Here is a 16,759-nt window from a genome sequence, read left to right as displayed (position 1 = left end):
CTAAAAAAAGCAGTAGACAAATATTGTCCACTGCATCCATATCATAACTAGCATAAAGAAAACTACAATTGAGGGGGGTGTAGGATTTTCAAATATACTAGATACTTATCCCGTTCTAACGGGCGGTAAACTTTCCAATTGTTTCAAGTGAAAAGTTTACCGCACATAAGAACTTCCTTCGTTCATTAAGATAGTATTGCTAAATAATCATATACACGCTTAGATTTCTCTCCACCCATTCGTGCATGTTGAAGAAGAGAAATACCATGAGGGCCAGATGCACGCAATGCTTCTGGTTGAGCTACTAAAATAGCTTGTACAACTTCTAATTCACCAAGCATAGCTGCTGCAAAAATATCCATCCGAGCACCCTTTTCTAGTAAATAAAGAGCAATATCTTTACGACCTACATGTGCCGATGCGCCTAACGCACTTTCCCAATCTGATCCACCCCAATTATAAGAGGCGTGAAGTAAGCTTGGTGATTCAACCAATAGCTCTTGTACTTTCTCTAAATTCCCGTGAGCTGCCATAACAAATTCTCTTACTAATTCCGTGGTAATACGCTCTTCTGTTTGCATCGCTCTTCTCCCCTTTTAGAAATTCGTTTCGGTGTAAAAAAAGGCTTGTCACTTCCTTGAAAAATATCTACATCTATGCCAAATACATGTTGAAACATTTCATGGCATAGTACTTCTTCTGGTATACCATCATACTGAATCTTTCCTCGCTTTAATACAAGTAAACGATCGCTATATTGAGCAGCTTGGTTAATGTCATGTAAAACCATTATAATTGTCATTCCAAACTCCTCATTTAATCGTTTCACAAGTTCCATTACTTCCAACTGGTGAACGATATCTAAAAAGGTTGTTGGTTCATCCAATAATAAGACATTTGTACGTTGCGCTAACGTCATCGCAATCCAAGCACGTTGCCGTTCCCCTCCTGATAAAGAATGTAAAAGACGATATTCATACCCTTCAAGATTTGTAACAGACAATGCCCAATCAACAATTTCTTCATCTTCTTTATTTAAGCGGCTACTCCATGATTTATGTGGACCTCTTCCGAACTCAATTAGTTCTTTCACTGTTAAATCTAATTGATGATCATGCATTTGCGGTAACATTGCTAATTGCTTCGCTACATCAGCACTCTTCATCATATGAATATTTTTCCCATCTAAAATGATGTCCCCTTCGCTTTGTTTCAGTAGCCTTGCTATTAAACGAAGCAAAGTAGATTTTCCCGATCCATTCGGACCAATTAAACTAACGATTTCTCCAGCCTTAATATGTACATTCATATTTTGCATTTGAAATCTTTCAGAGTGTGCGTAAAACACTTTGTTAACGGAAATCACTTTGTTTTCCTCCTCTATGAATTAAATATAAGAAGAACGGACCACCTAAGAAGGACAGTAAAATACCAACAGGCAATTCGATTGGGTCAAACCAACTTCGAGCTATTGCATCCGCAAAAACAAGTAATACCCCGCCGCCAAGGCATGATAAAGGTAGCAAATATCTATAATCATTTCCAACTAATAAACGTAGCATATGTGGTACGACAAGACCGACAAATCCAATAAGACCAGACACACTTACTGCAATTCCAGCTAATAATGTACTTACTACGATTAAATAAAACCGACTTTTTTCCACATTATGTCCTAATAACTTTGCCATTTCATCTCCAAGCATTAACACTCGAATATGCTTAATACCAAAGAAAGCTAATATAATGGCGAATATTGCATAATAAATAATCATGTTTAAATGTGCCCAACTTACACCACCAATACCGCCCGCTAACCACGATAACACCGATTGTACTTTGTCACTATGTAATAACATTAATGCTGACGTTGCTGCACCAATTAATGCATTGATCGACACCCCTACTAAGACGATTCTTGAAGGTGGTGCCCCTTTTTGCCATGATAAAGCATAAATAACCATCGCTGTTATGAAAGCTCCTAAAAACGCCCCTAGTGGTAAAAAAGCTAGATGCTGTGGGAATAAAATCATGATGACAATTGCTACAAGGCCTGCTCCAGATGAAACTCCGATAATACCAGGATCTGCAAGAGGGTTTCTCATAACCCCTTGTAGCAGTGTACCAGATGCAGCTAAACATGTTCCTACTATAAACCCAATAAGCACTCTCGGTATGCGAAGATCCCATACAATTCGATGAACTGTCGAACCTTCCTCTTGTATACCTGTTAAAATATCTCGTATAGAAAAGGATAAACTTCCTGCGAAAAGACCGTACAAGAGACCTAGGATTGTTAATACAACTAAAGTAACTGCTATTATCCATCTTTTTTTCGCAAAAGGATGTTCCTTTTCTCTTACTACTTCACTACTTTCCATACGTATCATTTCCTTACATCTTGTATACTTTTATACATAAAATCCATTGCTTCTGTAACTTTTGTACCAGGATTAGATCCAAATAAATCAGGTGGCAAAATAACTACGCGGTTTTGTTTTACTGCCTCTAAATTTTTCCACGCTTCATTTTTCATCATTTCGCCTTCGAATGCTTTTTTCACACTTTTTGGATCTCCGTGTGTAATTAAATAAATCACATCTGGATTCGCCTCAATAATACGTTCTACACTTAGCTGTGCATATTGCGGATATTCTTTCGTTTCTGGAAAATCAGAAGCAATATTTTTTCCGCCTGTTTTTTCTAAAATATCACCTGATAAAGATGTTGGTAATGCCGCTAAATAAGTACCTGGTGCGCCATACACTAGCAATGCTTTCACATCGCTCTTTTTCTCATATTTCTTCATTTGATCATTCATTTTTTGATTAATTTCTTTTGCTTTATCTTCTTTCTTCATTACCGTTCCATATAATTCAATATTCTTTTGAATATCTTGTACAGAATTCGCAGAAGAAATGATAACTTGCGTTCCTTGTCCTTCAACCGTTGGCACATTCTTTTGGAATCCATTGTTAGCAACAAGTACATCGGGCTTTAAACTAGCAATTTGCTCAAAATTCGGTTGATGTGCATTCCCAATTACTTGTGCTTTCTTTAACTCCTCTGGAAGAGTTAATTTCGTATCCGGGCGACCTACTATTTTTCCACCTAAAGCATGAATAATATCCATGTCCCCCATACTTAATGTTGCAAAATTTTCTGGCACTTTATCGAATGTTACCTTTCTTCCTGATAGGTCGGTAATTTCGATTTTCTCTTTTCCTTTTTCTGTTTTGGTTGCAGACGCTTTTTCGTCCCCTTTGGCACTGCAACCTATTAACAAGAAAAAAATAGATAAAATCGCTGTAAATAGCGTAATAGATTTTTTCATTCCTTCACCTCTAATTGATAATGATAATCATTAACTACTATTCTACTTTAATTGATAAGGATTATCATTGTCAACACGAAACGCATACATTTTTCTACAAAAAACAAAAAGCGTGACAAAAAGATTTTTTCTTTTCGCCGCGCTCTAGTTAACAATATTATTCACATTCATTTTCCTCTAGCCGGTCACGCATCACTTTCACACGCTGAAAGAAAAAGAACGATAAACTTAAAAATATAACGATGCTCCCCATCATAACAAAAAATTGGATTGTCTCTTTTGCTCCATTCGGAATCAACAAGCCAACCATTAACAATGTACTTACAGCGAGAAGAATTTGTCCGAACCGAGTATAGTCTTCTATTTTTCCTTTTAATTCTTTCATTATATTCTCACTCCTCCATTTCACTGTATCATATTCTATGAAACTGAAAGACCAGTAAATACAGCCATTCTGGGAGATGTTTTCCAATAAAAAAAGAGCCGCTTTACTGCGGCTCTTTTGTAATCATTATTCACCTTTATATGCTTCCATATAAATTTCTTTCAGTTCTGAAATAAGCGGCAACTTTGGATTAGCAGTTGTACATTGATCTTCAAAAGCTCTTTCTGCTAATACTCCAACAACCTCTTCAAATTGCTCTTTATCTACTCCTTGTCCTGCAATACTCATATTAATATTTAAGCTTTTTCCAAGCTCAATAATTGCTTTGACGAGTGATTCCACCCCTTCTGCTGCCGAGCTTGCTGGAAGCCCGAGCATTCTCGCTATATGTGCATATCTTTCATCTGCCACAAAGTGCTCATATTTTGGGAACAATGCGTGTTTTCTTGGCTTAATAGCATTATAGCGGACTACATGCGGCATTAGAATGGCATTTGCGCGTCCGTGCGGAATATGGAATTCTGGTCCAATTTTATGTGCTAAGCTGTGATTAATACCGAGGAAAGCATTTGCAAATGCCATACCTGCAATTGCAGAAGCGTTATGCATTTTTTCTCTTGCTTCTTCATCATTTCCATCTTTATATGCTCTCGGTAAATATTTGAATACGAGATCAATAGCTTTTAATGCTAATCCATCTGTATAGTCATTTGCCATAACAGACACATACGCCTCAATTGCATGTGTTAAAACATCCATACCAGTATCTGCTGTTACATGTGGTGGTACTGTCATTACAAATTGCGGATCAACAATTGCTACATCTGGTGTTAATTCATAATCTGCAAGCGGATACTTTATATTATTTTTCTTATCTGTAATAACCGCAAATGGTGTCACTTCTGATCCCGTTCCTGATGTCGTTGGAATCGCAACAAACTGCGCCTTATTTCCTAATTCCGGATATTTACATGTACGTTTTCTTATATCTAAAAACTTCTGTTTAATGCCATAGAATGTCGTTTCTGGATGCTCATAGAATAACCACATTCCTTTTGCTGCATCCATAGCTGAACCACCACCAAGTGCGATAATTACATCTGGCTTAAAGCTTCTCATCATTTCCGCACCTTTAAAAACAGTTTCATCTGATGGATCTGGTTCGACCTCAAAGAAAACTTCAACTTTCACATCATTTGCATGCTTGTTTAAATAGTGCGCGACTGTATCGACATAGCCATGTTCAACCATTCCAGGGTCCGTTACAATAAATGCACGTGAAATGTTAGGTATATTTGCTAAATAAGCTGTAGCATGTTTTTCAAAATAAATTTTTGGTGGCAATTTGAACCACTGCATATTCTTTTTTCTATTTGCCAGCCTTTTTATATTTAATAAATGAGTGGCTGTTACATTTTGGGAAACTGAATTCTTTCCGTATGAACCACAACCAAGTGTAAGTGATGGAATAAATCCATTATATATATCACCTATTCCACCTTGTGATGAAGGTGCATTTACAATGAGACGGCAAGCTTTCATACGTAATCCAAATTGCTTTTGCACATCTTTATTTGTAGAATGGATAACTGCTGAATGTCCTAAACCACCGAGGTTCAACATTTCTTCGCAATATGTAAATCCTTCTTCTAATGAATTCGCCTTCACACAAGCTAATACTGGACTCAGTTTCTCACGAGATAACGGATATGCTGCTCCGATACCTTGAATTTCAGCTACAAGCATTTTTGTATGTTCAGGAACAGTAATCCCAACTAAATCGGCAATATACTGTGCTGATTTCCCTACAATATCACTATTTACTGCACATGTATTTTCATTTATAACAAGCTTTTCTAATTTTTTTCTTTCTTCTTCTGTTACAAAGTAACAATTGTTTTCAATCATTTCTGTTTTAACATCATCATAGATTTCTTTATCGACAATGATTGCTTGTTCCGATGCACAAATCATACCGTTATCAAATGTTTTCGATAAAATTAAATCATTAACAGCTCGTTTTACATGTGCTGATTTTTCTATATAACACGGTACATTACCAGGCCCAACGCCTAACGCTGGTTTTCCAGTAGAGTAAGCTGATTTCACCATACCAGCGCCTCCAGTTGCTAGAACGAGTGCTACACCATCATGGTTCATTAATTGTTTCGTCGCTTCAACAGACGGTCTTTCAATCCATTGAATACAGTGTTTTGGTGCACCAGCTTTCATCGCTGCATCATATACTGTTTTCGCCGCTGCCACAGAACATTTTTGTGCGGAAGGATGAAACGCGAAAATAATTGGATTTCTTGTTTTTATCGCAATTAACGCTTTAAACATTGTTGTCGACGTTGGATTCGTTACTGGCGTTACCCCAGCTACTACACCGACAGGTTCCGCGATTTCTATTATTTCTTCATGAGAATCTTCGTGAATAATTCCTACCGTTTTATCTTGCTTTATACTATGCCAAATATATTCAGTGGCAAAAATATTTTTAATGCATTTGTCTTCATATACACCACGGCCAGTTTCTTCAACTGCTAATTTTGCTAGCGGCATATGTTGATCAACACCTGCTAATGCCATTTCATGAACAATGTTGTCAATTTCCTCTTGTGTAAAACTTTCTAATGCTTGTAAAGCTTGTTGACCATTATTTACTAGTGTATCAATCATCTTTTTTACTTCCTGCATTTCATTTACAACTTTCTCTTTGACTACCATGTAAATTTCCTCCTATTCTACTATCACGGTCCTTATATGTCCCTATAGGTCAAAATAAGTCCCAATTAACATAAAAAAATAGAGATGCTTTCCTACATGAATTTCATTGTTTGTGAAATGTTTCACAAGTTTGTTCGTGAGTAACATTTCCTGAATTCAATATACATGAAATCATTTCGTTTGTGTATGTCTATTTTGTGAAATGTTTCACAAAATAATGTAATAAAAAAACGCACTGCTCTATATTAGCAGTGCGTTTTTTTATTATGCTAGCGCTTGTGCTAAATCTTCAATTAAATCTTCACCATCTTCAATACCGACAGAAATACGAATTAATGTATCTGTAATTCCTAATTCTTTGCGGCGATCAGCTGGGATTGATGCATGTGTCATTTGAGATGGAATAGAAATTAAACTTTCTACTGCTCCTAAACTTTCAGCCAGTGTAAAATACTGCAATTTCTCAAGTACTTTATTTAATGTCTCTTCACTATCTACATCAAATGAGATAATAGCACCAAAACCATTTGCTTGTTCTGTTGCTAATTCGTGGTTTTGATGTGATTCAAGACCTGGGTAATATACTTTATTTACTTTTGGATGATTATTTAAGAACTCAGCAATAGCGCGTGAATTCGTTTCATGTTCTTCCATACGAATTCCTAATGTTTTTAAACCACGAAGTAGTAAGAAGCTATCTTGCGGCCCAAGAATACCTCCTGTTGAGTTTTGTACAAAGTGAAGATCTTCTGCTAGTTGTGGGCTATTTACAACTACTAGACCTGCAACTACGTCACTATGACCTCCTAAATATTTCGTTGCACTATGAAGCACAATATCTGCTCCTAAAGAAATCGGCGACTGCCAATATGGCGTCATGAATGTGTTATCAATAATTGTTAATAAGTCTTTCTCTTTAGCAAGAGTAGATATTTTCTTAATATCAGTAATTTTTAGTAGTGGGTTCGTTGGTGTTTCCACATAAATTGCTTTCGTATTTGGACGAATCGCTTCTTTAACTTCCTCTAAGTTTGTTGTATCTACAAATGTATGCTCAATACCGAAACGGTTTAATACTTTCGTAATAACGCGGTATGTTCCGCCATAAACATCATCTGTTAAAATAACGTGGTCACCTTTTGAGAACAACATAATTGTCGCTGTAATAGCAGCCATTCCTGAACCAAATGCAAATCCAGCATGCCCATTTTCTAATACAGCAATCATTTCTTCTAAAGCTGCACGTGTTGGGTTACCTGTACGTGAATATTCATATCCTTGATGCTTACCAACTGCTTCTTGTTTGTACGTACTTGTTTGATAAATCGGTACGTTTACAGATCCAGTTGAAGGTTCTCCTATGCGAATACCATGAATTAACTTTGTCTTTGCTCTCATTTTTTATTCCCATCCTTTGTATATGTCTTTACTTAAATAGCGCTCACTGCTATCAGGAAAAATGGTTACAATATTTGTACCTTGTGCTGCCTTCTCTGCCTCAAGTAAGCTCGCATGAAATGCTGCTCCTGAAGAGCTCCCAACGAGAAGTCCTTCTTTTTGCGCTAATTCTTTCACTCGTAAAAATGCATTTCGATCAGAAATCGTATGAATTTCATCAAAATAAGATGTCTTCAAAAATGGCGGGATAAATTCCAGTCCAATTCCTTCGGTCTCATGTGAACCAGCCTTACCACCATTTAAAATAGATCCTTCTGGCTCTACGATAACTGTTTTAATATCTATATTTTTTTCTTTCAAATAAGATGCAGTCCCCATAAACGTACCGCCAGTTCCTGCTCCAGCAACAAATATGTTAATCTCTCCATTCAATGCGTCCCACAGTTCAGGTCCTAATGTTTTAAAATATGCACGAGGATTTGCCTCATTTGCGAACTGACTTGGAGAGTATGAATTCGGTATTTCATTTACTAACTCTTTTGCTTTAGCAATTGCACCGGTCATTCCTTGCTCAGTCGGTGTATGCACGACCGTTGCACCTAGTGCTTTCATTAATTCTTGTTTTTCAATACTAAATTTCTCTGGTACACAAACAATAACACGTAAATCATGCTCTAATGCTGCAAGTGCCAGTCCAATACCAGTATTCCCAGCAGTCGGTTCAATAATTGTTCCACCCTGGGTAACAAGCCTTTTTTCTAGCGCATCTTCGATTAATTCTCTTCCTAAACGATCCTTAACGCTTCCGCCTGGGTTATAAAATTCAAGCTTTGCAAATAAACGGACCCCTTTCGGAAGTGAAAAACGAGTAATTTCTACAATTGGTGTATGACCAATTAACTCATGAACTCCACGATATACATTCATCGTGTTCTCCCCCTTGTTTGCCAATAAAGAAAAGGCAACTGTATGTATTTTCTTTATATGAGACAGTTGCCTTTTTGTTACATTACTTTAACTCTTCTAACACTTTTACGATAAAGTTTGTAGAATGAAGAGCTGCTTGATCTAAAAACTGATCAAATGAAACATTTGATTCTTTACCAGCAATATCAGAAAGTGCGCGAATGATAACAAACGGAATTTCATATTGGTGGCATACTTGTGCAACAGCTGCTGCTTCCATTTCTACCGCATAAAGATTTTCAAATTTATCACGAATTGCTGCAACACGGTTCGGATCACTCATAAATGAATCACCTGTTGCAATCATACCTTTTACAACTTGAATATTTTCTTCAGCCTGCATACATTTCTCAGCTAATGCAACTAACGCCTCATCAGCTTTAAATCCAGGCGGCATTCCTGGTACTTGACCATATTCATAGTTAAATGCTGTTACATCTACGTCATGGTGACGAACTTCAGTGGAAATAACTACATCACCAACGTTTAGAGAATGATGGAATCCACCAGCTGAGCCAGTATTAATTACTTTTTCAGGCTTATATTTTTCTAATAAAATTGTCGTTGACATCGCTGCGTTTACTTTACCAATACCAGACTTTAACAAGATTACTTCATGCCCTGCTAATAGCCCTTTCGTAAATTCACAACCTGCAACCGTTTCTGTCTCTGCTTGTTCTAATTTGTCACGTAAAATACGTACTTCTTCTTCCATTGCTCCAATTACAGCAATTCTCAATCTAATCCCTCTTTCTATTGCTTAGTTGCCTCCATTACCCAAACGAAATGATTTAATCTCGTGAACGTTACATGGAAGCCATTGTTTTCAAAAATAGTCTGCATAACTGGAATACGTGTATAGTATTCCGTTTGCAAATCGTTTGCTAACTGGTGGAAACCTCTTTCTTTTGCTGTTTCAACAGTTTTATCATATGCATCTTGATCTGCAAATATCGTATCAGCAAACACTATTTTACCACCTTTGTTTAGCAATTGACTATACTTCGCAATTGCTACATTTTTTTCATCATCTGTTAAATGATGAAATGCATAGGTGCTTACAATGGTATCAATTGAATTTGGAACTTCAAACGAAAGAAAATCACCCTCTGTAATTGAAAATTCTTTTGGCAATTTCTCTTTTGCAATCATGCGCATTTCACGCGACGGTTCTATACCGTAAACTGTGCGGCCAGCAAGTAATAATTTATTTGTTAAATTACCTGTACCGACACCAAATTCTAATACATTACCAAATGACTTGTTAACTACATCCTCTAGAATGTCCTCATAATGGGCGAAAACTTCTTTATATTGTATATCTTCGCCTTGTACAAATGAGTCGTACGTATGAGCCCACTCATCAAATAAACCATTAAATTCTGTACCCATAAAAATTCCCCTTTTTCTTATCGGTTTTATCAGTATGATATTCCCTCTTTCTAAAAATGTCAATTGAAATGTACATGGTATTTCCTTCTTTTCTTTGTTACACTATAGTTGATTACATAGGAGAGGGGCCGTCTTCATGTCATTTACCTTTGAAATGTTAGAAGATAAAGTAGAGTTTTTTGAAGCGGGAGACTTAGCTTCTTTAGAACGAAAAATTAGTGAACAAATTGATAATAATAAAGCACTTATGCTTGAAGTTCATCACATCTCTCATCAAATGGTCATGGATCCTGAAAGCAAAAGACCTTATTATAGCGCGGTTGTTCATTTTAAATTAAAGAAATTGCGTTAACAAAAAAGAGAAGCTCCTAAGGAGCTTCTCTTTTTTAGTTTAGAGTTTGAACAAGTACTGGTTTCCAGCCCTCATTGTCTACCCAATCAATATTTACGTAATATCTTTTGCCACTTTGCTTATCTTGAACATCACCATAAGCTTTGCTCTTTCCAGTTTTGTCTCTTCCAACAAAATGGAATACTAATTGCTCTTTCGGTATCTCAACACCTGCAGCAATTGCACTTTGCATCTCATTCCAATCTGATGATCCTTGTTTAAACGTCATCGCCGGTGATGAACCTTGTTCTGTTCCTACAGCTTTCCAAGAAGGTTTTGTGTAAGCCTCTTTTGCCTTAGATACAGTTTTTTCAGCTGATACTTTCTCGTTAGCTTTCGCTTCTTCTTCAGCTTTTTTCTGTTCTTCTTCAGCCTTTAGCTTCTCTTCTTCAGCTTTTTTCTTAGCTTCTGCTTGCTCTTGTTCTTTTTCTTTTTTCTTAGCAGATTCTTTATCTTCTGATTTTCCAGCTTTCTCATTCTTTGTTGTTTGTTGAGAGACTTTCTTATCAGTAGAAGATGCTTGCTCTTTCGTACTAGGAACGAACAATTGATATGCTACAATAGCTACTAATAGTAATACAATAGCGATTGCAATATTTAAAACACCGTTTTGACGACGTTTTTGTTGTTTCTGTTGGAATCTTGATCCTCCTGCCATTCTCCAAACCTCCATGCAGTTTTTCCTAATTGCTATTGTAACATTAAATCTAGAAAGGTTGAACATTTACAATGATATTTTCATGAAATGAAGACATTTCACTATAAATTGCAAGATTACTTTTCATTCTCCAATTGATAGATTGCTCCCACCATATCTTTAAAAATAGGTGTAACTTTATTCACTTTGCTATCAGTCTCTAGATCAACAACAACTAAAGCATATCTTGGATTCTCATACGGAAAATAACCTGCAAACCAGCGATTCACCCTCGTCCCTTTCCCCGTTTGCGCTGTCCCGGATTTTCCAGCGACACTTAGTGGCAACGAACGGAATGCCGTTCCTGTTCCTTTCTCCCTTGTTACAACGCCTCTTAATAACTCTTGTAATGTTTTCACTGTTTCATACGAAAGCTGTTTTCCATTTAACGTATGGCTCTCAAATGTAAAAAAATCCGCTCCATTTTTATATACTATTTTTTCAACAGCTTTCACTTCCATCTTTTCTCCATTCCTCGCAATCGTCGCCATCATATTGGCAATTGCTAGAGGTGATATACGTACATCTTTCTGTCCAATCGCTGTTTGTTCTACCGCTTTTTTATTACTTTTATTTTCTTCATTTCCCCAAATAGTAGTGCCTTTCTCTTCTGACATTTGCTCAAAATGAGGTGTATGAAATACAGAACCTTTCCATCCAACCTTTTCATTTGCTCCTAGAGCTGCTACGTATGTTTCTAACACCGTCCTATCCTTTTGTAATAGCTCGTTACCTAACTCGGAAAATGTCCTGTTACAGCTCCTAGCAAAGCTCTCTTTAAAGTTAAGCGTACCCATCCTAACTTGCGGGTCGTTTTCACCATATAAATCTTTATTACAGTTAAATGTCCGATTAAACAAATTTACTTTTTGATCAATGACTGCAGCTGCAACTACTGTTTTAAAAACAGAGCCTGGAAAATGTGGCGTTAACATTTGATTTTCAAGTGTAGTTTTATATAAATTCTCATCCCTTACTTGTAAAGACGGCTTACTAACCATCGCTAATATTTCATTTGTCTTTACATCAAGTAATACTAATCCCCCCTTCTTTATTTCGTTTGCTTCAATCACTTCTTCTGCTTTTTGCTGCAACTCTTTATGTAAAGTAGTTTGAACCCTAACTGGATAAAACGGATTTCCTGGTGAAGTGTATTTCGCTTGCTTTCCGAAAATTGGTTCTCCTTGCCGATCTACTTGATATAATACTTTTGCCTCTCCATCAGTCAATAGAAATTCATCAAATGATTGCTGTAATCCTGAAATACCTATCGGCGTTTGTTTTGAAATTTTTTTCAATTCTCCATATCGCTTTTGAAACTCCCTTTCGTTCTCCCCTACATCACCAATTAAATGACTGATTTCTCCAGTTTGTTTTAATCGCACTTCAGCTGCTACAATACCTAATACATGTAATTCATTTACCTTCTCCATCTGCTCTCGTGTCACTCGAAATGGAGCAGTTTCTCCTTGTAGGGTAAATGCATTTTTGTTATTTTTCATTTGTCTTCTAATCTCTTGTCTCGACACACCAATGATATGCGCGATTTTCTCTAACATGTCATTTTTTATTTGTAAAAATGGAAAAATAATTAAAACAGGATATTTTTCCTCACCTATTTCTTTACCATTACGATCTATAAACTGCCCACGTCCATCGTCTACTGTAATGGATTGTGTACGTTGCGTAACACTTTTTTCAATTAAATTTATTTTGCGATCAGTAAATGATTCTGTATCTATAATTTGAATTTGGATTAAACGACAAAGCAATACAAACATAACGCTCATAAAACAAATTAAAACAATTGTAATTCTCCGTTTTATTTTCATAAAAAAACACCTCGTCTATTGTAGTTTAGACGAGGTACTATTTTATTTATACAAGCTCCAAAACAAAAATAGATATTATATAAAGCTATTATTGTTTTTTTGGCTTCTCTAAAAATTTCGTAAGAAGCGATTTAAATTCAGTTTCATTCACTCCAGTGTTTTTAGCAACTTCAATTACAGTAGTTGTTACATTAGCCGCTACTTTTAAATAGTCCTTACTGAAATTATCCATTTCATTTCTTTTTTCTTTTGCATTCTCAACTGTTACAGAATCAATACAAGTAATCATCTTATCTACAATATGTAAATAATTATTTTGTGCATCTATTATTTTTTGAATATCATCTTTATTACTTACTTTCGATTGTTTTAAATATGTATATGCTTGATTCACTTCATCTTTTAAAATTTTATCATTATTCTTCGCCTGTTCTTGTAACATATTCTTCATATCATCTATTGTTTTTTGATCCATCGAATCTCGCAATAAATAATCTGGATTCCCAATTGCGTAATCATACTTAATCGTTACATCTTGAAATATTTTCATGACAATTGCTAATTGATACGCTACATCAAAATCATTAAATTCCTTTTTATCTTGTGGATTTTCTAAGGCTTTTGAACTCTCAGTTGCTTTAATATCCTTTTTTTCTTCTTGCTTTACTTTTTCTCCCTTTGATGATGTAGTTTCTTCATTCGTTCCGCATGCAGCAAGTCCTAATATGGAGATACTACAAACCAATCCTGTAAAGATTTTATGTTTCATAATTAGCCCCTTTTCCCTTTTAAAACCTATGGTCTCTAATTATGATATCAAAGCTTAAAGTGTTTTTTTGACATTTTTTGTCGAATCACTCTAAGGTTTACACAATTTTTTTCATTCTACAGAAAAAAAAGATTCTCCCGATAGGAGAATCTTTTTTTTATTTTACAGAGACAATCTCTACTTGCATTTCTCCACCTGGTGTTTGGATTGTTACTTTCTCACCAATTTGCTTACCTAATAAGCTTTTTGCGATTGGAGAATCGTTAGAAATTCTTCCTTCGAATGGATCAGCTTCCGCGCTACCTACGATTGTGTACGCTTCTTCATCTCCGTTTGGTAATTCTTTAAATGTTACTGTTTTACCTAATGTAACAACAGTTGATACTTCGCCAGTATCTTTAATGATAACTGCATTACGAATCATATTTTCTAATTGTGTAATACGTCCTTCTACGAACGCTTGCTCATCTTTCGCTGCATCGTACTCAGAGTTCTCAGAAAGGTCCCCGAAGCTACGTGCGATTTTAATACGTTCTACTACTTCTTTACGTCTTACTGTTTTTAATTGCTCAAGTTCGTTCTCTAGTTTTTGCTTACCCTCTTGCGTCATAGGGTATGTTTTTTCTGTTGACATATTTTCCACTCCTTTTATATACCAATCCCCCGAAAAAAAGAGGAGTTCCATATGAAAACTCCTCCGCTTCCATTGTTAGCGGAGGTTTCTAGTACCCTTGCACTAGCGGAGTTGTCACATACAACCCCGTATTTCCAATTCTTCTTTATATAAAGAAGATATGTATGGAAAGTTGATATAAATATGCCCTCACCTATATATAGATGAGGTTGCATGTTTCATTGTATTCGATAAGAAGGGAAAAAATCCCTTCATACCGTATATCTTTTACTATGCTATTACAAATTTACTTTTTGTTCAAGAATTGTTGCAATTTTTGTCACCATAATATCAATTGCAACGTGGTTTTGTCCACCTTCAGGGATAATAATATCCGCAAATTTCTTAGAAGGCTCAATAAATTGATTGTGCATTGGACGTACAACATTTACGTACTGATCAATAACTGAATCCATCGTACGACCGCGCTCTTTAATATCACGCTGCATGCGGCGCAGAATACGAAGGTCAGCATCCGTATCAACGAATAATTTAATGTCCATTAACTCGCAAAGACGTGGGTCTTCTAAAATAAGAATTCCTTCTAAAATAATTACATCTTTCGGCTCAACTGGAATAATTTCTTCTGAACGCGTATGCAATGTATAGTCATATACAGGCTTATCAATTTGCTCATATGCAAGCAACTGCTGCAAATGTTCAATTAACAGATCATTATCAAACGCAAGCGGATGATCATAATTTGTTTTTAAACGCTCTTCCATTGGTAAATGGCTTTGATCTTTGTAATAATAATCTTGCTCTAAGATTAAAATAGAATGACCTTTAAAATGGTCAAAAATCGCTTTCGTTACACTCGTTTTACCTGATCCCGAACCACCAGCAATTCCAATTACAACAGGCTTATTCGTCCCCATTCGACTATCACTCTTTCTTATTGAAGTATGCTTTTGCGCATCATATTATTCACATACACTCGTTGATCCACTTTGAATTTCACGATTTGCAACGGATGTCTCGCTGCATCTAATTCGTTTCCATCCTCATCCCAAATTTTCTCCACCGTTTGCGTAAAGTTTTCTATTTCTGGTCCAAAGAACTCCACTTCATGTCCTGGTTTGAAATGATTACGTTGCTCAATCGTTACGATGCCCGTTTCTTCATTATAATCTAACACTAAACCAGCAAAATCATACGTTGTTTTCTTACTATGATTTCCAAACATTTGCTCTTGATGTCCTGGAACCCCTTCAAAGAATGCAGGAGCTGTATCACGATTTGCACATTTATCAAGCTCATCTAACCATTCTTGTTTAAACTCAAAGTTATCTGGATCCGCACAATAAGCATCAATTACTTTACGATATACAGTTGCTACAGTCGCTACGTAATGGATTGATTTCATACGTCCTTCTACCTTTAAGCTATCGATTCCGATTTCAATCATTTTCGGAATGGATAAAATTAAATTTAAATCTTTTGGACTCATCGCAAAGTGAGCATCTCCTTCTTGGAATAGAGGAAGCTCTTTTGCATCTTTATGTTGTGATACTGTTTGAACTAAATCATAATCCCAGCGGCAAGATTGGCAACAACCACCACGATTAGAATCACGCGCTGTCATATGGTTACTTAATGTGCATCTTCCTGAATATGCGATACACATTGCACCATGTACGAATGCTTCAATTTCAATATCCACTTTTTCTTTAATTTCTTTCATTTCTTCATAGCTTGCTTCACGAGCTAATACAAGACGATGTAAACCTTCTTCTTTCCAATACTGTGCTGCTTTCCAGTTGGATAGTGATTGCTGTGTGCTTAAATGCACCTCAACAGAAGGCGCTACGCGTTTACAAGTCTCAATGATAAGCGGATCAGCAACGATAATTCCCGTTACGCCAGCTTTTTCAATCCCTTTTAAATATTCCTCTAGCCCGTCCATATTTTCATTATGCGCAAAGATATTTGTTGTTACGTATATTTTTGCTCCATACTTCTTTGCAAACTCAACGCCTTCTGCCATTTCTTCTAGCGTAAAGTTACCTGCATTCGAACGAAGACCAAATTCTTGTCCACCTAAATATACAGCATCTGCCCCGTAATGGATAGCTACTTTTAATTTTTCTAAGTTACCCGCAGGGATTAACAGTTCAGGTTTCTTCACAATAACACGTTTGCCATCGATCACTCGTGAAATTTCTTGTACAGTCATTTCCTACACCCTCCTC

The 16,759-nt window shown here is 36.2% G+C and carries 17 protein-coding genes; 1 reads left to right on the top strand and 16 read right to left on the bottom strand.

Translation table 11 applies throughout. The features are described from left to right. Window positions 1–185: 185 nt before the first annotated feature. The 10 genes from ACZDYH_RS01580 to ACZDYH_RS01535 form a co-directional block, all read right to left on the bottom strand. On the bottom strand, window positions 186–581 hold the full coding sequence (locus ACZDYH_RS01580) for an ankyrin repeat domain-containing protein (protein WP_001192770.1): 396 nt from the start codon (window positions 579–581) through the stop codon (window positions 186–188). Next, window positions 548–1,366 carry an ABC transporter ATP-binding protein gene (locus ACZDYH_RS01575; protein WP_006926759.1) on the bottom strand — a complete coding sequence of 273 codons (819 nt, stop codon included), beginning with the start codon at window positions 1,364–1,366 and terminating at the stop codon, window positions 548–550. Before ACZDYH_RS01575 ends, ACZDYH_RS01580 begins: the two co-directional genes overlap by 34 nt. Beyond that, entirely contained in the window at window positions 1,353–2,381 is a 1,029-nt protein-coding gene (locus ACZDYH_RS01570) for a FecCD family ABC transporter permease (RefSeq protein ID WP_166694756.1), read from the bottom strand. The genes ACZDYH_RS01575 and ACZDYH_RS01570 overlap by 14 nt, the downstream gene beginning before the upstream one ends. A 5-nt stretch (window positions 2,382–2,386) precedes the next feature. Next, complete coding sequence (locus tag ACZDYH_RS01565; RefSeq protein ID WP_000748452.1) at window positions 2,387–3,334, bottom strand: ABC transporter substrate-binding protein; 948 nt, start codon at window positions 3,332–3,334, stop codon at window positions 2,387–2,389. A 157-nt stretch (window positions 3,335–3,491) separates the two neighbouring features. Then, the gene (locus tag ACZDYH_RS01560) at window positions 3,492–3,719 is read right to left on the bottom strand and encodes a YrhC family protein (RefSeq protein WP_166694757.1); all 228 of its coding nucleotides are present in this window, start codon (window positions 3,717–3,719) and stop codon (window positions 3,492–3,494) included. Window positions 3,720–3,845: 126 nt separating this feature from the next. Continuing rightward, a complete protein-coding gene (gene adhE / locus ACZDYH_RS01555; RefSeq protein WP_000260507.1) occupies window positions 3,846–6,449 on the bottom strand; it encodes a bifunctional acetaldehyde-CoA/alcohol dehydrogenase in 2,604 nt (867 codons plus the stop codon). Between the two features lie 264 nt (window positions 6,450–6,713). Further along, a complete protein-coding gene (locus tag ACZDYH_RS01550) occupies window positions 6,714–7,847 on the bottom strand; it encodes a bifunctional cystathionine gamma-lyase/homocysteine desulfhydrase (RefSeq protein ID WP_001201917.1) in 1,134 nt (377 codons plus the stop codon). A gap of 3 nt (window positions 7,848–7,850) precedes the next feature. Next, on the bottom strand, window positions 7,851–8,774 hold the full coding sequence (locus tag ACZDYH_RS01545; protein ID WP_166694758.1) for an O-acetylserine dependent cystathionine beta-synthase: 924 nt from the start codon (window positions 8,772–8,774) through the stop codon (window positions 7,851–7,853). 82 nt (window positions 8,775–8,856) lie between these two features. Further along, window positions 8,857–9,552, bottom strand: a complete 696-nt coding sequence (gene mtnN / locus ACZDYH_RS01540) for a 5'-methylthioadenosine/S-adenosylhomocysteine nucleosidase (protein WP_001217024.1) — start codon at window positions 9,550–9,552, stop codon at window positions 8,857–8,859. Between the two features lie 14 nt (window positions 9,553–9,566). Beyond that, entirely contained in the window at window positions 9,567–10,205 is a 639-nt protein-coding gene (locus ACZDYH_RS01535) for a class I SAM-dependent DNA methyltransferase (protein WP_000536320.1), read from the bottom strand. A 136-nt stretch (window positions 10,206–10,341) separates the two neighbouring features. Between ACZDYH_RS01535 and ACZDYH_RS01530 the strand changes: the two genes are divergently transcribed. After that, complete coding sequence (locus ACZDYH_RS01530) at window positions 10,342–10,557, top strand: YrzA family protein (protein WP_000010984.1); 216 nt, start codon at window positions 10,342–10,344, stop codon at window positions 10,555–10,557. Window positions 10,558–10,591: 34 nt separating this feature from the next. Here the strand turns inward: ACZDYH_RS01530 and ACZDYH_RS01525 are convergent, their stop codons facing one another. The 6 genes from ACZDYH_RS01525 to ACZDYH_RS01500 all read right to left on the bottom strand — a co-directional run bounded on the left by ACZDYH_RS01525 (window position 10,592) and on the right by ACZDYH_RS01500 (window position 16,743). Continuing rightward, a complete protein-coding gene (locus tag ACZDYH_RS01525) occupies window positions 10,592–11,254 on the bottom strand; it encodes a YrrS family protein (RefSeq protein ID WP_000897098.1) in 663 nt (220 codons plus the stop codon). A gap of 116 nt (window positions 11,255–11,370) precedes the next feature. After that, window positions 11,371–13,125 (bottom strand): peptidoglycan D,D-transpeptidase FtsI family protein, encoded by a 1,755-nt coding sequence (locus tag ACZDYH_RS01520; protein WP_000695153.1) that lies wholly within the window; start codon window positions 13,123–13,125, stop codon window positions 11,371–11,373. Between the two features lie 88 nt (window positions 13,126–13,213). Then, window positions 13,214–13,894 (bottom strand): hypothetical protein, encoded by a 681-nt coding sequence (locus ACZDYH_RS01515; RefSeq protein ID WP_000680877.1) that lies wholly within the window; start codon window positions 13,892–13,894, stop codon window positions 13,214–13,216. A 157-nt stretch (window positions 13,895–14,051) separates the two neighbouring features. After that, window positions 14,052–14,528 carry a transcription elongation factor GreA gene (greA, locus tag ACZDYH_RS01510; RefSeq protein ID WP_000102591.1) on the bottom strand — a complete coding sequence of 159 codons (477 nt, stop codon included), beginning with the start codon at window positions 14,526–14,528 and terminating at the stop codon, window positions 14,052–14,054. Window positions 14,529–14,806: 278 nt separating this feature from the next. Beyond that, window positions 14,807–15,445 (bottom strand): uridine kinase, encoded by a 639-nt coding sequence (gene udk / locus ACZDYH_RS01505; RefSeq protein ID WP_000537078.1) that lies wholly within the window; start codon window positions 15,443–15,445, stop codon window positions 14,807–14,809. 17 nt (window positions 15,446–15,462) lie between these two features. Next, complete coding sequence (locus ACZDYH_RS01500) at window positions 15,463–16,743, bottom strand: peptidase U32 family protein (RefSeq protein ID WP_000217974.1); 1,281 nt, start codon at window positions 16,741–16,743, stop codon at window positions 15,463–15,465. Between the last annotated feature and the right edge of the window lie 16 nt (window positions 16,744–16,759).

Source organism: Bacillus sp. EB V-12 (assembly GCF_056158125.1).
The sequence above is the reverse complement of the archived record's forward strand: the minus strand, read 5'-3'. Positions and strand labels throughout refer to the sequence as shown.